Here is a 22,417-nt window from a genome sequence, read left to right as displayed (position 1 = left end):
CGACGCGCCGATCTCCACCAGGGCCTGCTCGAACTGGCCTGCAGTCTCATATGCCTCCGCCGCCTACGAACCTCATTCTGAAACGATCAGTAAGACCATCGGGCCGGGAGCCACAGCGGAGCCGAAGGCGGACGGGCCGGGGGCCGCGCCGGGGCCGAGAGCAGCCAGGCCGGGGACTACACCCGGACCGAAGACCGACGGGCCGGAAAGCGCTCCCGCACCGGAAGCGGTGCCCGCCAGGGATTCCCTACCGGAAGCCGCGCCCACCAGGCTTCCCCTGCCGGAAGCGGTGCCCGTCGGCGTTTCCCTGCCGGAAGCAGTGCCCACCGGGGTTTCCCTGTCGGAAACCGTCCCCGCCAGAGTTCCCCCGCCGGCCGCAGTCCCCGCCAGGGATTCCCTACCGGAAGCGATGCCCGTCGAGGTTTCCCTGCCGGGACGGCTTCGGGGGCCGGTGTTTGTTCGTCTCGGTCGGATTCTGTGGGCGGCGGGGCCCGCCGTGCGGGGGGCGTGGTTGCCTGCGGTGTTCGTGGTGGCGGTGGGGGCCGTGGTGCTGGGGTACGGGGGCGGGTTCGCCGGTGCGCGGGCGTTGCTGCTGGCGGTCGCGCCGGTCGTGCCCGTCGCCGGGGTGGCCCTGTCCTACGGGCCGTACGCCGACCCGCTGTACGAGGTCGCCGCGGCCACCCCGGGCGGCGGGCTGCGGCTGGCGCTGATCCGGACGGCGGCCGTCCTCGGGGTGAGCCTGCCGCTGCTGACCCTCGCCGGAGTGCTGCTGCCCGCCTCGGGTGCCCCCGCGGCTGCGGCCTGGCTGCTGCCGGGGCTGGCGTTGACGCTGGGCTCGCTGGCCCTGGCCTCGTTCGTCGGCTGCCGGACGGCGTCCGCCGTCACGGCCGGGGGCTGGCTGTGCGCCGTCCTCGGGCCGGTGCCCGGCGCGCCCGCCGGCCAGGTCGGCGCGCGGTTCGCCGAGCAGCTCTCCCGCTGTCTCGGCGGCGCCGGTGCGCAGGGCGTGTGGGCGGCCGTGGCCGTCCTGGGCGTCGTACTCGTGGCGGCCCGCCGCCCGGCCTACGACCGCCTGCTCCCCGGCTGAGCCGCACACTCGCCCTCACCTCTCCCGACGCGTCATTTTCGGCTTCGTCCCCTCGGACTCCCCCTCCGGAGATCCCCCGAGTTCCCTGCTGGAGACCCCTTGAGTTCCCTCCGTGTGACCGGCCTGCGGGTCCGGCACCGCAAGACGCTCGCCCTCGACTCCCTCGACCTGGAGCTCGGCACCGGTGTGCACGGGCTGCTCGGTCCGAACGGGGCCGGGAAGACCTCGCTGATCCGGGTGCTGGCCACGGTGGCACGGCCGTCCGGCGGGCGGGTGGAGATCCTCGGCCGGGACAGCGCGGACCACCGTGAGCGGGCCGAGATCCGTCGCCGACTGGGCTATCTGCCGCAGGAGTTCGGCTACTACCCGGGCGTCACGGTGCGCGGGTTCGTGGCGTACGTGGCCTGGCTGAAGAAGCTGCCGGCCGACCGCACCCCGGCGGCGGTGGAGCGCGCGGTGGCCCGGGTCGGCCTCGCGGACCGCGCCGACGCGAAGATCCGGACGCTGTCCGGGGGCATGGTCCGCCGGGTCGGCATCGCCCAGGCCGTCGTCAACGACCCGAGCGTGCTGCTGCTGGACGAGCCGACCGCCGGCCTCGACCCCGAGCAGCGTGTGGAGTTCCGCGAGCTGCTGCGCGAGCTGGGCACCTCGGCGACCGTGGTGGTCTCCACGCACCTCGTCGAGGACGTGGCCGCCGCCTGCACGGAGGTGACCCTGCTCGACGGGGGCCGGATCGCCTACCGGGGCACCCCCGCGGCGCTCACCCTGCTCGGCGAGGCCTCCGACGGGCCGGGCGACCACCCGATCGAGCGCGGCTACACCACCGCGCTGCGCGCCCACCGCGCACGGACGGCGCAGGGCGCGCACCCCGTACCGGGGACGCGGGAGGGCACTCGGGCGGGCACTCGGGAGGGGGTCCGGTGATCCTCCTCACCGGGCCGGAACCGAAGAAGCGGGCGGCTGCGCGAGCGACCGAGCGGGCGACCCCGCGGGCCCCGCATCCGCTGCGCGCCGAAGCCCTCCGCGGTTTCGCCCCGTTCGCCGGGGCCGCCGTCCTGCTCACGCTCGGTGTCACGCTGGCCGGTTCCGCGGACCGCTGGCAGGGCGGCTGGTGCAGCTGGCCGCGCTGACCGCCCTCGCGGCGCTGCTGCTGCCACTGGCGGTGCTGGGGCATCCGGAGACCTTCGGGCCGCCGGCGGTGATCCGCAACACGCTCGGCTGCACGGGGGTCACGGCGGGCGCGGCCGTCCTGCTCGGGGCGCGGCTGAGCTGGCTGCCCGCGTTCGGCTATGTGACGGCCGTGTACCTGGGTTCCTCGGGGGCGCGGGGGCGCGCGGCGGTGGTGTGGGCGTGGCCGATGCAGCCGGGCGCGCAGGTGGGCGCCTGGGCGGCGGCGCTGGCCGCGTTCACGGTGGGCGCCGCGCTGTACGCCGTACGCGGAGCACGCCCCGAAGGCCCCCGCGCCTGACGCACCTGACACGCCTGACCGAAAGGTCCGGCCGTCACCCGCCCGCGCCCACGGTCACTCGCGCCCATGGCCGGCACGGCCGCCCCCCGCCCGCACGCGGATGACGGCCGTGCCGGCGACGACCTCTCCCGGACACACGCTCCCGGACACAGATCAGGCCCGGACCGGCTATGCGGAGATGCCGTCGATCCGGGCCAGAGCGTCGTCCGCGCCGTACGGCTGCAAGTAGGGCAGCCAGCGCGGATCTCTGTGTCCGGTCCCGATGATGCGCCAGGCCAGACCGGTGGGCGGGGCTGGTTTGTGGCGCAGTCGCCAGCCGATCTCGACGAGGTGGCGGTCGGCCTTCACGTGGTTGCAGCGGCGGCAGGACGCCACCACGTTGTCCCATACGTGTTTGCCCCCGCGGCTGCGCGGGATGACGTGGTCGACGCTGGTTGCGACGCCACCGCAGTACATGCACCGGCCCCCGTCGCGGGCGAACAGCGCCCTGCGGGTGAGAGGAACGGGCCCCCGGTAGGGAACCCGTACGAATCGCTTGAGCCGGACCACGCTGGGTGCGGGGACTGTGACGGTTGCGCTGTGCATATAGGCGCCGGATTCCTCGAGGGAGACGGCCTTGTTCTCCAGGACGAGGACGAGCGCGCGGCGGAGCGGTACGACGCCGAGCGGCTCGTACGACGCGTTGAGGACCAGGACATGCGGCACGGGTGCCTCCTTGGGCGTCGGCGGCGCGTGGCTCGCGCCGGGACGATCTGCAGTCAGTCTCCCCTCATGCCTGGTGAACGCGCCACCATGTCCCGGTAACGGGCTGGGAGTGTTTTCGACCACACCTGATGTGTCCCCCGGATCGCGGGTCGCTCAAGCCCAGGTGGGTCGGCTCTCCGCGATGACGGGCGGGCACGGGCACACACGATCCCCCGATAGTGTGTTGGTTCGGTTCGTCCGGTGTCCCTTTCGTGACCTTGCCCGCTTCGCCGGACCGGACCGCGCAGCACCATGGAGGTATCTGCCGTGTCCTTGACCGCCGTCCTGCTGGCCGCCGGCGCGTCGCCGTCCCCCACCTCGGGTTCCCCCTCGGATTCCACCTCCGGTTCGACGGCACCGGCCGTGCCGACGCTTCGGGACGCCCAGGAGAACGCGACGAACGCGGCGAGCTGGGTGCAGCAGAACCTGTCGACGTGGCTCGCGATGGCTCTGCAGATCGTGCTGATCGTGGTGATCGCCGTCGCGCTGAGAGCGTTGGTGCTGCGGGCGATCACCAAGCTGATCGCGCGGATGAACCGCTCCGTGCAGGCGGTGGACCAGACGGCGCTCGGCGGTCTGCTCGTGAACACGGAGCGGCGCCGGCAGCGCTCGGAGGCGATCGGCTCGGTCCTGCGGTCGATGGCGAGCTTCCTCATCCTCGGCACGGCCGCGCTGATGGTGCTGTCCACCTTCAAGATCAATCTGGCGCCGCTGCTGGCCTCCGCCGGTGTCGCCGGTGTCGCGATCGGTTTCGGCGCCCGGAACCTGGTCACCGACTTCCTCTCCGGCGTGTTCATGATCCTGGAGGACCAGTACGGCGTCGGCGACACGATCGACGCGGGCGTGGCCACCGGTGAGGTCGTCGAGGTCGGTCTGCGCGTGACCAAGCTGCGCGGCGACAACGGCGAGATCTGGTACGTCCGCAACGGCGAGGTGAAGCGGATCGGCAACCTCTCCCAGGGCTGGGCGACCGCCTCGGTCGACGTGACCGTGCGCCCGAGCGAGAACCTGGACCGGGTGAAGGCCACGATCGCCGAGGCCGGCGAGCAGATGAGCAAGGAGGAGCCCTGGAGCGAGCGGCTGTGGGGTCCGGTCGAGGTGCTCGGCCTGGACAGCGTGCTGATCGACTCCATGGTGATCCGGCTGACCGCCAGGACCATGCCCGGCACGTCGGTGGGCGTCGAGCGGGAGCTGCGCTGGCGGGTCAAGCGGGCCCTCGACGCCGCGGGCGTCCGGATCGTGGGCGGCACGCCGACCCCGGCGGACGAGGAGGAGACCCCGGACCCGTCGGCCTCGGTCGCACCGCCGTCGACCTTCTCCGACGCGTCCTCGCCGCAGTCCCTGTCGGCGTCCCCGATACCCACGCAGCCCCAGGGGAAGAAGTAGGCACCATCGAGCGGACGGGTCCGGCCCGCCGCGCTCACGCCGCCCGGACGGCCTGAGGCCGACACCGACGCCGACGCCCACACCGGCGCTGGCACCAGCACCAGGACGATCCAGGCGACCCTGGCCCCCAGCATCCCCCGCCCCCGAGGTAACGAGTCTGTTGCCTCGGGGGCGTTGTCTATTGACGCCCCCTTCGTCCTGGGCTTACGTTCCTCCCACCCAAATAGGAAAGTTTCCTAACAGTGATCTTCCGTGCGACCGGTGATCAAGGCTGGACGCCCTGGACAGAGCACTGGAAAGCTGGGCAGTCGGAAAGGCAGGTGTCGCACTCCATGGCAGGAACCGCCGGTACGCCGGGCACACCGCGCGTCCTGCGCGCCATGAACGACCGCGCCGCCCTCGACCTCCTGCTGGAGCACGGGCCGCTGTCCCGCACCCGCATCGGCAAGCTCACCGGTCTGTCCAAGCCCACCGCCTCCCAGTTGCTGGCCCGGCTGGAGGCGGCCGGACTGGTCCGGGTCACCGGCACCAGCGAGGGCCGGCCGGGGCCCAACGCCCAGCTGTACGCGGTCCATCCGGGCGCCGCGTACGCCGCCGGGCTCGACGTCGCCCCGCACCGGATACGCGCCGCCGTCGCCGACATCACGGGCCGCACGGTCGGCGAGTACGAACTGCCCACCCCCGGGCGCGTTCCCGAGGACCCCGTCGTCCAGCAGGTGACGCGGGCGCTCGACGGCGCCGTGAAGGCGGCCGGTCTCGCCCGCTCCGACGTGCACCGGCTGGTCATCGGCACCCCGGGCGCCTTCGACCCCAACACCGGGCGGCTGCGCTACGCCTCCCACCTGCCCGGCTGGCACTCCCCCGCGCTGCTGGAGGAACTCGCCGCCGCACTGCCGATGCCGGTGGAGTACGAGAACGACGTCAACCTCGTCGCCCTCGCCGAACAGCGGCTCGGCGCGGCCCGCGGCCACGCGGACTTCGTGCTGCTGTGGAACCAGGAGGGCCTCGGCGCCGCCCTGGTCCTCGGCGGCCGGCTGCACCGCGGCTGGACCGGCGGCGCCGGCGAGGTCGGCTTCCTGCCGGTGCCGGGCACGCCCCTGGTGCGCCAGGTGACCCGGGCCAACAGCGGTGGCTACCAGGAGCTGGCCGGCTCCCAGGCGGTGCCGAGGCTGGCCCGTGAACTCGGCGTCGAGGACGTGCCGTCGGGGCCCTACACCGAGGTCGCCGCCGAACTCGTCGCCCGCGGCGCCGATCACGCGGGCGGCCCCCACCGGGAGCTGCTCCAGACCTACGCGACCCGGCTGGCCACCGGTCTCGCCTCGCTCGTCTCCGTCCTCGACCCCGAGCTGGTCGTCCTCAGCGGCTCCGCGCTGACCGCCGGCGGCGAGGTGCTGCGCGGCCTGGTCCAGGCCGAGCTGGAGGAGCTGGCGGCGGCCCGCCCCCGGCTCGTCGTCGGCGACGTCCGTGAACACCCCGTGCTGCGCGGCGCACTGGAGTCCGCGCTCGCGACCACCCGCGACGAGGTCTTCGACACCTCCCGCTGAGTCCCGCAGTCCCTGCCTGTCCCTGCCTTCCCACCGTCCTCCCCCTCCTCACCCACCCCGTCCCAGGGAGACCTCGCCATGCCCGAAGTCGTACCCTCCGTCGTCCCCTCGGCCGTCCGGAAGGCGGCCCTCGCCCTCACCGCCTCGCTGGCGCTGCTGACCACCGCCTGCACCGGCCAGTCCGGCTCCGCCGCCACCGACGACGCCTCCAAGGACACGACGATCAACTTCTGGCACGCCTGGAGCGCGCCGAACGAGGTGAAGGCCGTCACGTCGCTGGTCGCCGGCTTCGAGAAGGCGCACCCCAACATCCATGTGAACGTCGTCGGCAACATGACCGACGACAAGATCAACCAGGCGCTGCGGTCGGGCGGCGACAAGGCCCCCGACGTGATCTCCTCGTTCACCACCAACAACGTGGGCAAGTTCTGTTCCTCGGGCGCGCTCGTCGACCTGAACCCCTTCTTCAAGAAGTCGGGCATCGACCCCACGACCACCTTCCCGAAGCCGATGAACGAGTACACCCAGTTCGACGGCAACCGCTGCTCGGTGCCGCTGCTGGGCGACGCGTACGGGCTGTACTACAACAAGACGGCGTTCGCGAAGGCCGGGATCAAGAACCCGCCGAAGACCTGGTCGGAGTTCAAGGCCGACGCCAAGAAGCTCACGATCCCCGAGGGCGACGGCTACAAGCAGCTCGGGTTCATGCCGGACTACCACGGCTGGGAGTCCACCACCGAGCACTACTTCGGGCAGTTCTCGCCGACCTACTTCGACAAGGACGGCAAGTCGAACCTCGCCAAGGACCCGGCGTTCGAGAAGGGCTTCACCCTCCAGAAGAGCCTCGTGGACGAACTCGGCGGATTCCAGAGGCTGGAGAGGTTCCGTGCCACGCTCGGCGACGAGTGGGGCCCCAAGCATCCCTTCCACACCGGCCAGGTCGCCATGCAGCTCGACGGCGAGTGGCGGCTCGGGATGGCGCTGGACGCCAAGCCGAAGTTCGACATAGGCGTGGCCCCGCTGCCCGTCCCGGACGACCAGGCCGACCAGTACGGCAAGGGCTACATCACCGGCACCATCGCGGGCATCGCCGCCACCAGCCACAGGCAGAACGCGGCCTGGGAGCTGGTGAAGTACATGACCACGAACACGGACGCCGTGGTCGGCTTCGCCAACGCCATCCACAACGTGCCCTCCACGCTGGCCGCCCTGAAGTCCCCGAAGCTGACGTACGACCCGCGCTTCAAGACGTTCCTGGACATCGCCGCGAACCCGGACTCCACCACGACTCCCGCCTCGATCAACGGCGGTGTGTACCTGGTGACGATCCAGCAGTTCGGCTACGACTACGAGAGCGGCAAGGTCAGCGATCTGAAGGCGGGTCTGAAGAAGACGGCCGCGCAGATCGACACGGACATCGCGCAGGCGAAGTAGCCGATGACCACGCTCACTCTGGCGTCGAAGCGCCGGCGGGCGGCGCTTCGCACGGCCGCCTTCATGTCGCCCTGGCTGATCGGCTTCGCGGTCTTCTTCGCGTACCCGCTGATCTCGACGGTCTACTTCTCGTTCATGCACTACGACGGCTTCAAGGCGCCGACGTGGAGCGGCGGGAAGAACTGGACGTACGTCTTCACGCACTACCCGCTCTTCTGGCCCGCCCTGCGCAACACGCTGTGGCTGGTCGTGGTGATGGTGTCCCTGCGGGTCGTGTTCGGGCTCGGCGTCGGCCTGCTCATCACCAAGATCAAGACGGGTACGGGGGTCTTCCGCACCCTCTTCTACCTGCCCTACCTGGCCCCGCCGGTGGCGGCCACCATGTCCTTCGCCTTCCTCCTCAACCCCGGTACGGGACCGGTCAACTCGCTCCTGGAGAAGGTGGGAATCCCGGCGCCGGGCTGGTTCAACGACCCGGCCTGGTCCAAGCCGGCGCTGACCCTGCTCGCGCTGTGGGGCATCGGCGACCTGATGGTCATCTTCATGGCCGCGCTGCTCGACGTACCGACGGAGCAGTACGAGGCGGCCGAGCTGGACGGCGCGTCGGCCTGGCAGCGCTTCCGGTACGTGACCCTGCCGAACATCTCGCCCATCGTGATGTTCGCCGTGGTCACCGGGGTGATCCAGACCATGCAGTACTACACGCAGCCGCTCATCGCCGGGAAGGTCGCCTCGGGCGTGATCCAGGGCGCGGGCACCCAGTTCGAGCCCGGCTACCCGGACAAGTCCACGCTCACCCTCCCCCAGCTCGTCTACAACCTCGGCTTCCAGCGCTTCGACTACGGCTCGGCCTGTGTGGTGGCACTCGTGCTGTTCGCCCTGTCGATGGCGTTCACCGCGCTGCTGATGCGGCGCCGGGGCGGCCTGATCCAGGCAGGTGACTGACCATGACCCACGTACTGGACCAGCCGGTACACCCGGCTGCCCCGGTGTCCGCGGCGGAGCGGACGGCCCGGCGCCGGGCGCTGCTGGAGTGGATCGCCGTGCACTCCCTCGGCGTCGCCGCGGCCCTCTTCTTCACGCTCCCCTTCGTGTTCGTGTTCCTGACCTCGCTGATGAGCGACACCCAGGCCCTCAGCCGGGACCTGATCCCGCACACCTGGGAGTGGGGCAACTACACGAAGGTCTTCGACACGCCCGGCTTCCTGACCTGGTGGAAGAACACCCTGATCTACGCCGGTCTCGGCACGGTGCTGACCGTGGTGTCGTCGATCCCGGTGGCGTACGCGCTCGCCAAGTTCCGTTTCCGGGGCCGGAATCTGTCGCTCATGCTGGTGATCTCGATGATGATGCTGCCGCCCCAGGTGATCATCATCCCGATGTACCTGTTCTGGGCGAAGCAGCTGGACCTGTCGGGCACGCTGTGGCCGCTGATGATCCCGATGGCGTTCGGGGACGCGTTCTCCATCTTCCTGCTGCGCCAGTTCCTGATGACGATCCCGAACGAGTACGTCGACGCGGCGAAGGTGGACGGCTGCGGGGACCTGCGCACCCTGCTGCGGGTCGTCCTGCCGATGGCGAAGCCGGGCATCGCCGCCGTCGCCCTCTTCCAGTTCTTCTACGCCTGGAACGACTACTTCGGCCCGCAGATCTACGCGTCCGAGAACCCCGGTGCCTGGACGCTGAGTTACGGCCTGGAGTCGTTCAAGGGCGCGCACCACACCGACTGGAACCTGACCATGGCCGCGACCGTGCTGGTCATGGCCCCCGTGATCCTCGTGTTCTTCTTCGCCCAGAAGGCGTTCGTCGAGGGCGTCACGCTCACCGGAGTGAAGGGTTAACCACGTATGAAACTCACCGTGGTCGGCGCAGGCTCGACCTACACCCCCGAACTCGTCGACGGCTTCGCGCGCCTGCGGGACACCCTGCCCGTCGAGGAACTGGTGCTCGTGGATCCGGCGGCCGAGCGCCTGGAGCTGGTGGGCGGCCTGGCCCGCCGGATCTTCGCCCGGCAGGAGCACCCCGGCCGGATCGTCACGACGTCCGACCTGGACGCGGGCGTGGACGGCGCCGACGCCGTCCTGCTCCAGCTGCGCGTCGGCGGGCAGGCGGCCCGTGAGCAGGACGAGACCTGGCCCCTGGAGTGCGGTTGCGTCGGCCAGGAGACGACCGGCGCGGGCGGCCTCGCCAAGGCCCTGCGCACCGTCCCCGTCGTCCTGGACATCGCCGAGCGGGTCCGCCGTGCGAACCCGCGCGCGTGGATCATCGACTTCACCAACCCGGTCGGCATCGTCACCCGCGCCCTGCTCCAGGCGGGCCACCGGGCGGTCGGCCTGTGCAACGTGGCGATCGGCCTCCAGCGCAAGTTCGCCGCGCTGCTGGGCACCGACCCGAAGGACGTCCACCTCGACCACGTGGGCCTGAACCACCTCACCTGGGAGACGGCGGTGCGCCTCGGCGGCCCCGAGGGCGCGAACGTGCTGCCCAAGCTGCTGGCCGAGCACGGCGACGCCATCGCCGACGACCTGCGCCTGCCCCGCCCCCTGCTGGACCGGCTGGGCGTGGTCCCCTCCTACTACCTGCGCTACTTCTACGCCCACGACGAGGTCGTACGGGAGCTGCGCACCAAGCCGTCCCGGGCCGCCGAGGTCGCGGCCATGGAGCGCGAACTGCTGGCGATGTACGCCGACCCGACCCTGGACGAGAAGCCGGCGCTGCTCGCCAAGCGGGGCGGCGCCTTCTACTCGGAGGCGGCGGTGGACCTGGCGGCGGCCCTGCTGGGCGGGTCCGGCAGCCCGTACCAGGTGGTGAACACGCTCAACAAGGGCACGCTGCCCTTCCTGCCCGACGACGCGGTGATCGAGGTGCAGGCGGCCGTCGGCCACTCGGGCGCCGTGCCGCTGCCGGTGCCGGCGCTGGACCCGCTGTACGCGGGCCTGGTGGCGAACGTGACCGCGTACGAGGACCTGGCCCTGGAGGCGGCCCTGCGCGGCGGCCGGGACCGCGTCTTCAAGGCGCTGCTCGCCCACCCGCTGATCGGCCAGTACGCGTACGCCGACACCCTCACCGACCTGCTGATCGCGCACAACCGGGAGCACCTCGCGTGGGCCTGACCTCACCTGAACCCAGAGAGCACAGGGAACCCGGAGAACACGAAGCATCCGGAGAATCCCGAGAACCCGGAAGTGTCCTCGCCATAGACGCGGGCAACAGCAAGACCGACGTGGCCGTGGTCACCGCCGCGGGCGAGGTCCTGGCCACGGCCCGCGGCGGTGGCTTCCGGCCGCCCACTGTGGGCGTCGAGGCGGCGATGGACGCGCTGGCCGACCCGGTCGGCCGGGCCCTCGCGGACGCGGGCCTGCCCGCCGTCTCCCACGTCTCCGCCTGTCTGGCCAACGCCGATCTGCCGGTGGAGGAGGAGCAGTTGGCGTCCGCACTGCACGCGCGCGCGTGGGGCGCCTCGGTGGACGTCCGCAACGACACCTTCGCGATCCTGCGGGCGGGTGTGGCCGAGCCGCGCGGGGTGGCCGTGGTGTGCGGCGCCGGCATCAACTGCGTCGGCATGCGCCCCGACGGCCGTACCGCCCGCTTCCCCGCGCTCGGCCGCATCTCCGGTGACTGGGGCGGCGGTTGGGGGCTGGCCGAGGAGGCGCTGTGGTACGCGGCGCGCGCGGAGGACGGCCGGGGCGGCCCGACCGACCTCGCCCGCACCCTGCCCGGCCACTTCGCCCTGCCCTCCATGTACGCCCTGATCGAGGCCCTCCACCTCGGTCACGTCGACCACGACCGCCGCCATGAACTGACGCCCGTCCTCTTCGAGACGGCCGCGCGCGGGGACGCGGTCGCCCGCTCGATCGTGGACCACCTCGCCGAGGAGGTCGCCACGATGGCCACGGTCGCCCTCACCCGCCTCGACCTGCTGTCCGAGCACACCCCGGTCCTGCTCGGCGGCAGCGTCCTCACCGCCGGCCACCCCCGGCTCGACACCGGCATCCGCGACCTGCTCAGCGCCCGCGCCCCCAAGGCCGACGTCCAGGTCGTCACGGCCGGACCGGTCCTCGGCGCGGCCCTGCTGGGCCTGGACCACCTGGGGGCGGGGGCGCGGGAGCGGGCGCGGGCGCGGGCCCATTGGGAGAGCTGAGCGGCCAAGACCCCCCGGGGCTCCGTCCGCCGCAGGAACCGGCATGCTTTCCCCGGCGTGTTCATGGGCAGAAGGCGCTGTGGAGCGCGGTGATCCGCGGACGGCCCGATCAAGATCCAGCAGGATCCGGTGAAGGCCGGTGCGGATGCCGGCGCGGGCGGCGATACTGTGCGGCGAACGGATGACCATGGGGGAGGTCAGGTGACACACCCGCCGACGAGCAGCGCGGCGCCACCGGTGGCGGGTTCCGTCATGCCCTCCGCACCGGCGGTCCCGGCCCGGCGCGGCGCGCGGGTGCCCGCGCCGCCCGCCCGTCGGTCCGTGTTCGCCGAGGGTGTCGAGCGGGTGCGCGGCTCGGCGACCACCGAGCCGGGGCGGCTGCGGCTCATCGGCGCGCTGCTCGCGCTGCTGGTCGTCGCGTTCGGGGCGGTCACCGCGTGGCAGAGCAGCGAACGCGCGGCCGCCGCCGACGACGTGCTGCACAGCAGCCAGCCGCTCAGCTCCGGCGCCGCCGACATCTACCGTTCGCTGGCCGACGCCAACACGGCCGCCTCCAGCGGGTTCCTGGCGGGCGGTCAGGAGAGCGCCGCCACGCGCGACCGCTACGAGAAGGACATCGGTACGGCCGCCGCCGGGCTCGTCAGGGCCGCCGCCAACGCGGACCCCGAATCGCCCTCCGAGAAGACCATCGCCAAGCTGAACAAGCTGCTGCCCGTGTACAAGGGCCTGATCGAGCGCGCCCGCACCTACAACCGGCAGGGCTACCCGGTCGGCGGCGCGTATCTGCGCTACGCGAACGAGAAGATGCAGCAGGAGATGCTCCCGGCGGCGGAGGACCTCTACACGAAGGAGAACCAGCGCCTGGACGCGGACTACGGGGACGCGACGCCGTACCCGTGGGCGGCGATCGCGCTCGGTGTCCTCGCCCTGGCCGCCCTCGCCTGGGCGCAGAACCGCGACTACCGCCGCACCAACCGCGTCCTCAACCACGGCCTGGTCGCCGCCACCGCCGCCACCACGGCCGTGCTGCTGTGGCTGGTCGTCGGGCACATGATCGCCCGCTCGGGCCTGAACGCCTCCTACGACCACGGCATCCGCTCGCTGAACGTCCTGCACGACGCCCGGATCGCCTCCCTGAAGGCGCGCGGCAACGAGAACCTGAGCCTGGTCTCGCGCGGCGCCGAGACCGTCACGGTCGACGGGACGACGTACGACGCCTACTACTACGACTTCGACAACGACATACGCGCCCTCGGCGAACGCCTCGCCGACGCCCGCCGGTTCGCCGACGACGACGCCGGTACGCGGCCCGTGCGGGTGGCCGAGAGCAACATGGCGGTGTGGAAGCAGCGGCACAGCGCGGCCCGCACCGAGGACGAGAACGGCAACTACCAGCAGGCGCTGGACAAGGTGATCGGCGCCAGGGGCGCGACCGGCGAGTGCTTCGACGGCGTCGACATCAGCCTGCGCGACGCGATAGACCACGAACAGGCCCAGTTCCAGCGGGCCGCGACCGACGGACGGGACGCCATGACGGGCCTGCCCGTCGGGGCCGCGGTGCTCGCCGCGGCGGGCGCGGCGGGCGCGGTGGCCGGCCTGGGCCGCAGGCTTTCGGAGTACCGGTGACAGGGGGCAGGGCGACGATGTACGGGGCACGTGCACGGGCCTCCCTGCGAGGCTGGGGCGGAGTCGGCGCGATGGCGGTGCTGTGCGCGCTCGCGCTGGCGTTCGTCCTGCTCCTGCCGCTCACCCAGGAGACGCACCCGGCCGACGGCGCGACGGCGGGTTCCGGTACGGCGAACGGCAGCCAGGCGCGCGCCGACGCCTGCGAGGACTCCGAGGCGCAGAAGCAGACGCTCGCCCCGTCCGGCGCGGACGGCCCGACGATCGACGCCATCAAGTCCCGTACGGGCGCCAAGCGCAAGCTCGTCGTCGGCGTCGACCAGAACAGCTACCACTGGGGCTACCGCAACCCGAACACCGCGGGCGCGGAGCTGGAGGGCTTCGACATCGACCTCGTCCACAAGATCGCCGACGACATCCTCGGCGACCCGGACGCTGTGCAGTTCAAGGCGATACCGACCAGCCGGCGCATCCCCGCCATCCAGGACGGCCGGGTCGACATGGTCGTGCGCACCATGACCATCACCTGCGACCGGCTCGGCGACGTCGCGTTCTCCGCGCCCTACTTCAAGACCGGTCAGCAGGTCCTCGCGCCCAAGTCGTCGTCGATCACCGGCTACAACGGCACGCTGGCGCACAAGAGGATCTGCACGGCGTCCGGTTCCACCGCCTACAGCAAGCTGAAGGCGGACCGGGGCAAGGGCGTCCTGCCCGCCTCCGCCGACATCTCCACCACCGTCCCCAGCCAACTCGACTGCCTGGTCCGCCTGCAGCTCGGCGAGGTCGACGCGGTGGTCACCGACGGCGCCCTCGCCGCGAGCCAGGCCGCCCAGGATCCGGCGGTCGAACTCAAGGGCGAGGCGTTCACGACCGAGTACTACGGCGTGGCGATGAAGAAGGACGCCTCCGATCTGGTACGCCGGGTCAATCGCATCCTGGTCGACTACCGCGGCAGCGGCTGGCAGGCGTCGTACGACCGGTGGTTGTCGGCCACACTGGGCAAGGACGCGGGGCCGTCCAGGCCACCCGCGCCGCAGTACCTGCGCAGCGGCTGAACCACCTGTCCCCGACCCAGGCCAACCACACAGCAGCGAGAGGTGATCGATGGGCGTCACGGACCCCGCCGGGCCGGTGATGGACCGGGACGAGGTGGACCGTGCGCTGGCGCGGCTCGGCCAGGAGCACGAGGCGATCGAGACCTCGCTGCTGGCCCTGCAGGACCACGCGGGCCGCAGGCTCCTCGAAGGCGCCCGGCTGACCGGCGTCACGAAGGAGCGCTGGGCTGCCGCGGAGACGTCGATCACCCTGCTGTGGGCGTACTTCGACGCCTACACGGCCACACTGCGCTCGGCCCGGGAGATCCGCGCCCGGCGCCGCTGGTCCAGCCGCGAGGACCTGGTGGAGCTGACCGGGCTGCTGCGCGGCGCGTGCGTCACGATGGCCGACGTGGCCGCGCCCGCGGGCACCGGGAGGCTCAGCGAGAGCTTCTCGCTGACGGCGCTGGTCGACCGGATGAACGACCTGTACGCGTCCTCGCTCGACATGGTCGTCGCCGCGGACGCCGTCTGGTCGGCGCTGCCCGCCCGCATCGATCTGCTCGCCGCGGAGCTCCAGCGCACCCGGGGCCTCGCCCACTCCGTCGGCGTCCGCCCCGGGGAACACCCCTCCGGCGACGACCTGGAGCACATCACGCGCACGCTCACCACGCTGCGCGAGGACGTCGTCTGCGACCCGCTCGCCTTCTGGGTGCCCACCGAGGGCAGTTCGGCGCCCGGCGGCGGCCGGCCGGACACGACGGTGTACGACCGTGAGGCCCGCGCCCTGGAGGACGTGCGGCGCGAGATCGACGCGGTGCTGACGGTCCGGCAGGACGCGGAGGCGCGGCTGATCCGGCTGCGGGACGTGCTGTCGCGCGCGGACCGCACCCTCGCCGAGGCGCGCACCGCGCGCGGCGAGGTGCTGGCGAAGATCGCGGCGACCGAGGTGCCGGTGGTCAGCGGCCCGCCGACCGTGCTGCAGGAGCAGCTGGCGACGGCGGCCGAGTACCGGCGTCAGGGGCAGTGGCACCGGCTCTCGCCGCTCCTGGAGTCCCTTGAGCAGAAGGCCGAGGAGGAACTGCTGCGCGCCCGCGAGTCGTTGACCGCGGTCACCGCGCCGCTCGCGGTCCGCGCCGAGCTGCGCGGCCGGCTGGACGCCTACAAGGCGAAGGTCGCCCGGCACGGGCTCGCCGAGGACCCGCTGCTCGTCGAGCGGTACGACGCCGCCCGGCGCATGCTGTGGAGCGCGCCCTGCGACCTGCGCGTCGCCGAACAAGCCGTCCTGCGCTACCAGCGGGCGGCCGTCGAACTGCTCGGCGCGCCCCGGGTGCCCGGACAGGCCGGGCCCGAGGACCGCAAGGGGGAGCACGCGTGAGCCAGGCACATCAGGCCTGCCAGCGACCGGGCTGCGAGGGGACGTACGAGGACGTCGGCGGCGGCCAGTTGTACTGCGACACCTGCGGTCTCGCCCCGGTCGTCGCCACGGCCGGCCCGGCGCCGGCCCGGCGGTCCTGGGACGGGGCGGTCGGCTCGCTGCCCACCGGGATCACCGGGGGCGGCGGTTCGCACTCCGGCTCGCACAGCTCACTGACGTCCTCCCAGTCGTCCCAGTCCTCGCAGTCCTCGCAGTCCTCGCAGTCCTCTCAGTCTTCCCAGTCCGCCAGGTCGCGGCGCTCGGTGTCGGGGCAGCTCTCGCGTGGCCTGTCGGTGCAGCCCACCGGCCGTTCGGTGTCCGTGCGCAGCTCGGGCTCGTCCTCCGGCTCGTCGTCCCGGGGGCGGCTGGGCGCCGGTCTGGTGGCGGTGCCGCAGGTCCCGCGCCCCGACCCGCGCGCGATGGTGCTGGAGAACCCGGAGGTGCCCGAGCGCAAGCGGTACTGCTCGCGCTCGGACTGCGGGGCTCCGGTGGGCCGTTCCCGTGGCGAGCGGCCGGGCCGCACGGAGGGGTTCTGCACCAAGTGCGGGCACCCTTATTCGTTCGTGCCGAAGCTGAGGGCCGGGGACATCGTGCACGGCCAGTACGAGGTCGCGGGCTGTCTCGCGCACGGCGGCCTCGGCTGGATCTACCTCGCCGTGGACCGGGCCGTCGCCGACCGGTGGGTGGTGCTCAAGGGCCTGCTGGACACGGGCGACCAGGACGCGATGGCGGCGGCGATCTCCGAGCGGCGCTTCCTCGCGGAGATCGAGCACGCCAACATCGTGCGGATCTACAACTTCGTCGAGCACCTCGACCAGCGCACCGGCTCCCTCGACGGGTACATCGTCATGGAGTACGTGGGCGGCAAGTCGCTGAAGGAGATCGCCAACGCCCGCCGCACCCCGGACGGCCGCCGCGACCCGCTGCCGGTCGAGCAGGCCTGCGCGTACGGCATCGAGGCGCTGGAGGCGCTCGGCCATCTGCACGACCGCAACCTGCTGTACTGCGACTTCAAGGTCGACAACGCCATCCAGAGCGAGGACCAGCTCAAGCTGATCGACATGGGCGCCGTGCGCCGCATGGACGACGACGAGTCCGCGATCTACGGCACGGTCGGCTACCAGGCGCCCGAGGTCGCCGAGGTCGGCCCGTCGGTGGCGAGCGACCTGTACACGGTGGGCCGTACCCTCGCGGTGCTCGCCTTCGACTTCCAGGGCTACACGAACGTCTTCGTGGACTCCCTGCCCGACCCGGACACCATCGAGGTCTTCCGCCGCTACGAGTCCTTCTACCGGCTCCTGGTCCGCGCCACCGACCCCGACCCGGCCCGGCGCTTCGCCTCCGCGCAGGAGATGGCCGAGCAGCTGACCGGCGTGCTGCGCGAGGTCGTCTCCCTGCAGACCGGCCGGCCGCGGCCCGCGCTGTCAACCCTGTTCGGCCCCCAACTCCGTCTCACGGACACGGAGTTGTTCCCACGACTGGACACGGACGTGTCCCGACTGGGAGCACGCCGGACGACGGGCACGGGCGGCAGGCGCAACTCCCGCACGGGGCGGCTCCAGGCGGCCCGCGCGCAGGGCCCGGCGCTCGGCCAGGGGGCGGCCGCCGGCCAGGGACCGGCGCTCGCGCAGACAGCGGCGGTTGCGCAGGGGTTGATTCCCGGCCAGAGCCAGCCTCTCGGCCAGGGGGCGATTCCCACGCAAGGCCCGGCCCTCGGCCAAGGCTCGATTCCTGCTCAGGGACCAACTCCCGTGCAGGGACCAGCCCTCGCCGAAGGCACCGGCACCGGCACCGCGGCCCTCGTCAAGCCCGTCGACACCGCCGCCGCGGCCCTCGCGCTGCCCGTTCCGCTGGTCGATCCGGGCGATCCCAACGCCGCTTTCCTCGCGGGCCTGATGGCCTCCGCGCCGGCCGAGCTGATCGCCGCGCTGGAGGCGGCGCCCAAGCGGACCGTCGAGACCCGGCTGCGGCAGATCCGCGCCCGGCTGGAGAGCGGCGACCACCAGGCGGCCCTGATGTCCCTCGCCAAGCTCGACGAGGAACGACCGGACGACTGGCGGGTGGTGTGGTACCGGGGCGTGACAGCGCTGGTCACCGGCGACTTCGAGCACGCCGCGCTCGCCTTCGACGCGGTCTACGACGCGTTCCCCGGCGAGGCCGCGCCCAAGCTGGCGCTCAGCCTGTGCGCGGAGGTGCTGGGTCAGTTGGACAACGCGGCCGAGTACTACCGGCTGGTGTGGGCGACCGACCCGAGCTTCGTCGGCGCCGCGTTCGGTCTGGCCCGGGTGCGGCTCGCGGCCGGGGACCGCGAGGGCGCCGTGCGGACCCTGGAATCGGTGCCGGAGTCCTCCATCCACTACACCGCCGCCCGGGTCGCGGCCGTGCGGGCACGGCTGAGACAGCGGACCGCACACGCGGGCGACGTATCGTTCCTGGAGGACCTGACGGCCTGTGCGAGGCAGGTCGAGGCGTTGCAGGCGTACGGTCTCGACCCGGCGCGCCGTGAGCAGTTGTCCGCCGAAGTGCTCGGCTGCGCGCTGGACTGGATACTCTCCGGAGGCCAGGGCTCCGCCCAGCCCGCCGCCGGCGGACGGGTGTTGCTCGGCAGCGGTCTGGACGAGCGGGGTCTCCGCTTCGGCCTGGAGCGCGCCTACCGCACGCTGGCTCGGCTGGCGCCCGGTGGTGAGGAGAGGATCGAACTGGTGGAACGGGCCAACCGTTACCGCCCCCGGACGTGGGTGTAGTTGATGTCGCAGATGCCCCAGCAGGCCGCACCGTCGAAGTGCCCGAGCTGCGCGGAGCCGCTCGAGTCGGGTGACCTCTTCTGCGGTGCGTGCGGATACGACCTCTCCGTCGTACCGGCGCCGCCGCAGGACCACCCGACCCTCACCATGTCCGGCTCCCCCGGCGCTGGGGACGACGTGGACTGGCCCGCGCCCGAACCCGGCTCCAGCAGTGTGCCGAACGCGCCGCACCTGCCCTCGGACCTGCCCGGGACCGACTCGGCCGGAGTCCCGCTGTCCGGGCCGGAGCCGGCCCCGGCCGCGGTGCGCTTCGACCGGCCGCCGGAGCCCGACGACTACCCGCTGCAGGCCCCGGACCCGCGCGCGACCCCCGACCCGGCGGGCACGGCCGCCCCGACGGATCCGACGGATCCGACGGATCCGGCCGACCCGGCTGCCCCGGCTGCCTCATCTGCCCCGGCAGATCCGTCCGGTGCGGGCGGTCCCTCCGGTGCGGGCGGTGGGTCCGCTGCGGGCGCTTCCGGGCAGCCGTGCGTGGCCTGCCGGGCGGGCCGGGTGGACGGCGACGGCTACTGCGAGAACTGCGGGCACGCCCAGCCCCGCGAACGCGACCACATGGAGCGGGAGTCGGGCCCGGTCGCCGCGGTCAGCGACCGCGGCCGCCGCCACCACCGCAACGAGGACTCCTTCGCCGTCGGCCACACCACGCTGCCCGACGGCACACCGGTCGCCCTGGCCGTCGTCTGCGACGGCGTGTCCTCGGCGACCCGGCCCGACGAGGCGTCGGCGGCTGCCGCGCGGACGGCCGGTGACTTCCTGCTGGCCGCCCTGCCGCGCGGCACCCATCCGCAGACGGCCATGCACGAGGCGATCGTCGCCGCCGCCCGGGCCGTCGACGCGCTCGCCGGGGAACCCGCCGCGGCCGGTGAGCACGCCCCGCATCAGAACGCCCCGGCCTGCACCATCGTCGGCGCGGTCGTCACCGCCGGTCTGCTGGTGGTCGGCTGGGTCGGCGACAGCCGCGCCTACTGGGTGCCGGACGACCGCTCCGGGCCCCCGGCCCGGCTGACCGAGGACGACTCCTGGGCCGCGCAGATGGTCGCGGCCGGGCTGATGAACGAGGCGGAGGCCTACGCCGACGAGCGCGCCCACGCGATCACCGGCTGGCTCGGCGCCGACGCCTACGAACTCGAGCCGCACACCGCGTCCTTCAAGCCCGACCGGCCCGGTGTGGTGCTGGTGTGCACCGACGGCCTGTGGAACTACGCCGAGACGGCCGAGGAGATGGCCGAGGCGGTGCCGCCGGACGCGGCCGTACGTCCCCTGCACAGCGCCCGGGTCCTGGTCGGCCACGCCCTTGACGGCGGGGGCCACGACAACGTAACAGTGGCCGTCCTGCCGTTCCCGATGCCGTCCCAGGGGGCAGGATCGGCCTGAGGCCGCACGGCGTACGCGCACACGGAGGCAGAGGCACGGGGGAAAGGGCACGGGGGAAAGGGCGCGGGGGAAAGGGCGCGGGGGAAAGGGCGCGGGGGAAGGGGCACGGGGGAAGAGGCACGGGCGGGAGGGGACCGGTCCGTCCATGACGCACCGCCTCGCGTCAGCGGGGTGCCTAGGGGGATGTGAACCAGCATGGCCAATCTGGCGAAATCGAACGTGCCGCAGTTCTCGGCGGACGTCTACCAGAACGAGTTCCTGCCGGAGGGCGGGCGCGAGGTCAACGCGATCGTCACGGTGACCTCGACGGGCGGCGGCACGATCGGGAGCGGTGTACCCCACGCGTACACCCAGAGGTACGGGCCGTCCGCCGCGGTGGCGATCATGGTCGACTGCTCGGGCTCGATGGACTACCCGCCGACCAAGATGCGCAACGCCCGCGACGCCACGGCCGCCGCGATCGACACCCTGCGCGACGGCGTGCACTTCACGGTGATCGCCGGCACGCACGTCGCGAAGGAGGTCTATCCGGGCGGCGGGCGGCTCGCGGTGGCCGACGCGGGCACCCGTGAGCAGGCCAAGCAGGCGCTGCGCCGGCTCACCGCGGGCGGTGGTACGGCGGTCGGCACCTGGCTGCGGCTCGCCGACCGGTTGCTGTCGTCCGCCGACGTGGCGATCCGGCACGGCGTCCTGCTCACCGACGGCCGTAACGAGCACGAGTCGCCGCAGGGCCTGCGGGCCGCGCTGGCCGAGTGCGCGGGGCGGTTCACGTGCGACGCGCGCGGAGTGGGCACCGACTGGGAAGTGAAAGAAGTCACAGGCATCGCCTCCGCGTTGCTCGGCACCGCCGACATCGTCGCCGACCCGGCTCATCTGTCCGACGACTTCACGCGGATGATGGAGACGACCATGGGCAAGGAGGTCGCGGACGTCGCCCTGCGGGTGTGGACGCCGGTCGGCACGACCATCGGCTTCGTCAAGCAAGTGGCGCCCACGGTCGAGGAGTTGACCGGCCGCCGCACGGAGGCGGGCCCGCGCGCCGGGGACTATCCCACCGGCTCCTGGGGCGACGAGTCCCGCGACTACCACCTGTGCGTCCAGGTCCCGGCGGCCGGCCTCGGACAGGAGATGCTCGCCGCCCGTGTCTCCCTCGTCGTGCCGCAACCCGACGGCGGCGTGCGGAACCTGGGTGCGCAAGGGCTCGTACGGGCCGTGTGGACCGACGACATGACGGCGACCACGTCGATCAACCCCCAGGTCGCCCACTACACCGGGCAGGCCGAACTGGCACAGGCCATCCAACAAGGCATCGAACTTCGCAAAGAGGGTAATTTCGACGGAGCAACGGCCAGACTGGGGCGCGCTGTTCAGCTCGCCAGCGCCTCCGGGAACGCCGATACGGCGAAACTGCTTGCGAAGGTGGTGGACGTGGTCGACGCGGCGACAGGTACTGTGCGTTTGAAGGCGAAGGTCGCGGAGGCCGACGAGATGACTCTCGAAACCCGGTCCACCAAAACCGTTCGCGTCAAGAAGTGATCCAGCAGGACACAGAAGGACATCCGGAGAAGGGGAAGCCCCGCCATGCCGACCTGCCCGAACGGACACCAGTCGGGTTCCGACGACTGGTGCGAGGTCTGCGGTCACCGCATGGCCGGTGCCGTACCTCCGCCCCCGCCGCCGCCCCCGCCCGGCGGTGGCTACGGCTTCCCGCCCCCGCAGGGGGCACGGCCGCCGGCCGCCGGACCCGGCCCGGAGCCGGAGCTGTGCCCGCAGTGCCGCACGCCCCGCGAGGGCGGCGCGCCCTTCTGCGAGGAGTGCCGGTGGAACTTCCTGACCAACACGGCCACCTCGTACACCCCGGCCGCCCCCGCCGCCCCTGCCGCCCCGCGCACCTCCCAGTCCCTCTTCCAGCCGCCGAGCGCGACGTACGGCGCCGGTGACGGGTACGAGTACCAGGGCTCGCGGCCCTCGCAGATCAACCGTCCCGCCGAGCCGATCCCGTCGTTCGGCGGCGAGCCGTCGGGGCCGACGCCGTTCGGCGGCGAACGCGGCCCGTCCGTCCCGCCGCCCCCGCCACCGTCCCCGCAGGGCGGGCCCGGTGGTCCGGGTGTCCCGGGTGTCCCGCAGGGCTTCGGCGGCGGCATGCCTCCGGGCGGGCCCCAGTCCGCCTTCGGCGCGGGGCCCGGTCAGGGTCCTGGTGGTCCTAGTGGTCCGCAGGGCTTCGGTGGTGGGCCGGGGCAGGGTCCCGGTGGACCCGGTGTTCCTGGTCAGGGTCCTGGTGGTCCTAGTGGTCCGCAGGGCTTCGGTGGTGGGCCGGGGCAGGGTCCCGGTGGACCCGGTGTTCCTGGTCAGGGTCCTGGT

18 protein-coding genes and 1 pseudogene are annotated in these 22,417 nt (G+C 72.6%); 18 read left to right on the top strand and 1 reads right to left on the bottom strand.

Annotation, left to right across the window (positions count from 1 at the left end; genetic code table 11):
• Positions 1–520: 520 nt before the first annotated feature.
• The 4 genes from ACGFYV_RS17375 (at position 521) to ACGFYV_RS17360 (ending at position 2,552) form a co-directional block, all read left to right on the top strand.
• Complete coding sequence (locus ACGFYV_RS17375) at positions 521–1,084, top strand: hypothetical protein (RefSeq protein ID WP_393879237.1); 564 nt, start codon at positions 521–523, stop codon at positions 1,082–1,084.
• 114 nt (positions 1,085–1,198) lie between these two features.
• Complete coding sequence (locus ACGFYV_RS17370) at positions 1,199–2,008, top strand: ABC transporter ATP-binding protein (RefSeq protein ID WP_393879236.1); 810 nt, start codon at positions 1,199–1,201, stop codon at positions 2,006–2,008.
• Positions 2,005–2,214, top strand: coding sequence for a hypothetical protein (locus ACGFYV_RS17365; RefSeq protein WP_393879218.1), 210 nt, complete (start codon positions 2,005–2,007; stop codon positions 2,212–2,214). The genes ACGFYV_RS17370 and ACGFYV_RS17365 overlap by 4 nt, the downstream gene beginning before the upstream one ends.
• Complete coding sequence (locus tag ACGFYV_RS17360; RefSeq protein ID WP_393879217.1) at positions 2,196–2,552, top strand: hypothetical protein; 357 nt, start codon at positions 2,196–2,198, stop codon at positions 2,550–2,552. Before ACGFYV_RS17365 ends, ACGFYV_RS17360 begins: the two co-directional genes overlap by 19 nt.
• Before the next feature lie 168 nt (positions 2,553–2,720).
• On the opposite strand, the gene ACGFYV_RS17355 is transcribed toward ACGFYV_RS17360, so the two are convergent.
• Positions 2,721–3,257 (bottom strand): HNH endonuclease, encoded by a 537-nt coding sequence (locus ACGFYV_RS17355; RefSeq protein ID WP_393879216.1) that lies wholly within the window; start codon positions 3,255–3,257, stop codon positions 2,721–2,723.
• A 291-nt stretch (positions 3,258–3,548) separates the two neighbouring features.
• On the opposite strand from ACGFYV_RS17355, the gene ACGFYV_RS17350 reads away from it, so the two are divergent.
• The 14 genes and pseudogenes from ACGFYV_RS17350 to ACGFYV_RS17285 all read left to right on the top strand — a co-directional run.
• A complete protein-coding gene (locus ACGFYV_RS17350; RefSeq protein WP_393879215.1) occupies positions 3,549–4,682 on the top strand; it encodes a mechanosensitive ion channel family protein in 1,134 nt (377 codons plus the stop codon).
• A 332-nt stretch (positions 4,683–5,014) separates the two neighbouring features.
• A complete protein-coding gene (locus ACGFYV_RS17345) occupies positions 5,015–6,226 on the top strand; it encodes an ROK family protein (RefSeq protein ID WP_393879214.1) in 1,212 nt (403 codons plus the stop codon).
• Positions 6,227–6,304: 78 nt separating this feature from the next.
• Positions 6,305–7,660 (top strand): ABC transporter substrate-binding protein, encoded by a 1,356-nt coding sequence (locus tag ACGFYV_RS17340; RefSeq protein WP_393879213.1) that lies wholly within the window; start codon positions 6,305–6,307, stop codon positions 7,658–7,660.
• A 3-nt stretch (positions 7,661–7,663) separates the two neighbouring features.
• On the top strand, positions 7,664–8,605 hold the full coding sequence (locus ACGFYV_RS17335) for a carbohydrate ABC transporter permease (RefSeq protein WP_393879212.1): 942 nt from the start codon (positions 7,664–7,666) through the stop codon (positions 8,603–8,605).
• Positions 8,606–8,607: 2 nt separating this feature from the next.
• Positions 8,608–9,501 carry a carbohydrate ABC transporter permease gene (locus ACGFYV_RS17330; RefSeq protein WP_393879211.1) on the top strand — a complete coding sequence of 298 codons (894 nt, stop codon included), beginning with the start codon at positions 8,608–8,610 and terminating at the stop codon, positions 9,499–9,501.
• Positions 9,502–9,507: 6 nt separating this feature from the next.
• Positions 9,508–10,773 carry a 6-phospho-beta-glucosidase gene (locus ACGFYV_RS17325; protein WP_393879210.1) on the top strand — a complete coding sequence of 422 codons (1,266 nt, stop codon included), beginning with the start codon at positions 9,508–9,510 and terminating at the stop codon, positions 10,771–10,773.
• Positions 10,774–10,856: 83 nt separating this feature from the next.
• Positions 10,857–11,801 carry an N-acetylglucosamine kinase gene (locus ACGFYV_RS17320; protein ID WP_393879235.1) on the top strand — a complete coding sequence of 315 codons (945 nt, stop codon included), beginning with the start codon at positions 10,857–10,859 and terminating at the stop codon, positions 11,799–11,801.
• Between the two features lie 252 nt (positions 11,802–12,053).
• Complete coding sequence (locus ACGFYV_RS17315) at positions 12,054–13,427, top strand: hypothetical protein (protein ID WP_393879209.1); 1,374 nt, start codon at positions 12,054–12,056, stop codon at positions 13,425–13,427.
• Between the two features lie 17 nt (positions 13,428–13,444).
• Positions 13,445–14,479, top strand: a complete 1,035-nt coding sequence (locus tag ACGFYV_RS17310) for a glutamate ABC transporter substrate-binding protein (protein ID WP_393879208.1) — start codon at positions 13,445–13,447, stop codon at positions 14,477–14,479.
• A gap of 49 nt (positions 14,480–14,528) precedes the next feature.
• Positions 14,529–15,836, top strand: a complete 1,308-nt coding sequence (locus ACGFYV_RS17305) for a hypothetical protein (protein WP_393879207.1) — start codon at positions 14,529–14,531, stop codon at positions 15,834–15,836.
• Positions 15,833–18,619: a tetratricopeptide repeat protein gene (locus ACGFYV_RS17300; protein ID WP_393879206.1), complete on the top strand. Its 2,787-nt coding sequence runs from the start codon at positions 15,833–15,835 to the stop codon at positions 18,617–18,619. Before ACGFYV_RS17305 ends, ACGFYV_RS17300 begins: the two co-directional genes overlap by 4 nt.
• Positions 18,620–18,622: 3 nt before the next feature.
• Positions 18,623–20,056 carry a PP2C family serine/threonine-protein phosphatase gene (locus ACGFYV_RS17295; protein WP_393879205.1) on the top strand — a complete coding sequence of 478 codons (1,434 nt, stop codon included), beginning with the start codon at positions 18,623–18,625 and terminating at the stop codon, positions 20,054–20,056.
• A 195-nt stretch (positions 20,057–20,251) separates the two neighbouring features.
• Positions 20,252–21,592, top strand: coding sequence for a VWA domain-containing protein (locus ACGFYV_RS17290; protein WP_393879204.1), 1,341 nt, complete (start codon positions 20,252–20,254; stop codon positions 21,590–21,592).
• Positions 21,593–21,637: 45 nt separating this feature from the next.
• A pseudogene (locus ACGFYV_RS17285) lies at positions 21,638–22,417 on the top strand (phosphopeptide-binding protein); the annotation flags it as partial.

Source organism: Streptomyces sp. NPDC048297 (assembly GCF_043201585.1).
In the GTDB taxonomy this organism is placed as follows: Bacteria; Actinomycetota; Actinomycetes; order Streptomycetales; family Streptomycetaceae; genus Streptomyces.
This window is presented reverse-complemented; position numbering and strand designations above follow the sequence as displayed.

Bases quoted from the DNA above. Each gene is read 5' to 3' on its own strand.
- ACGFYV_RS17350 (WP_393879215.1), top strand. From the start codon at position 3,549: ATGGAGGTATCTGCCGTGTCCTTGACCGCCGTCCTGCTGGCCGCCGGC.
- ACGFYV_RS17345 (WP_393879214.1), top strand. From the start codon at position 5,015: ATGGCAGGAACCGCCGGTACGCCGGGCACACCGCGCGTCCTGCGCGCC.
- ACGFYV_RS17340 (WP_393879213.1), top strand. From the start codon at position 6,305: ATGCCCGAAGTCGTACCCTCCGTCGTCCCCTCGGCCGTCCGGAAGGCG.
- ACGFYV_RS17335 (WP_393879212.1), top strand. From the start codon at position 7,664: ATGACCACGCTCACTCTGGCGTCGAAGCGCCGGCGGGCGGCGCTTCGC.
- ACGFYV_RS17330 (WP_393879211.1), top strand. From the start codon at position 8,608: ATGACCCACGTACTGGACCAGCCGGTACACCCGGCTGCCCCGGTGTCC.
- ACGFYV_RS17325 (WP_393879210.1), top strand. From the start codon at position 9,508: ATGAAACTCACCGTGGTCGGCGCAGGCTCGACCTACACCCCCGAACTC.
- ACGFYV_RS17315 (WP_393879209.1), top strand. From the start codon at position 12,054: ATGCCCTCCGCACCGGCGGTCCCGGCCCGGCGCGGCGCGCGGGTGCCC.
- ACGFYV_RS17310 (WP_393879208.1), top strand. From the start codon at position 13,445: ATGTACGGGGCACGTGCACGGGCCTCCCTGCGAGGCTGGGGCGGAGTC.
- ACGFYV_RS17305 (WP_393879207.1), top strand. From the start codon at position 14,529: ATGGGCGTCACGGACCCCGCCGGGCCGGTGATGGACCGGGACGAGGTG.
- ACGFYV_RS17295 (WP_393879205.1), top strand. From the start codon at position 18,623: ATGTCGCAGATGCCCCAGCAGGCCGCACCGTCGAAGTGCCCGAGCTGC.
- ACGFYV_RS17290 (WP_393879204.1), top strand. From the start codon at position 20,252: ATGGCCAATCTGGCGAAATCGAACGTGCCGCAGTTCTCGGCGGACGTC.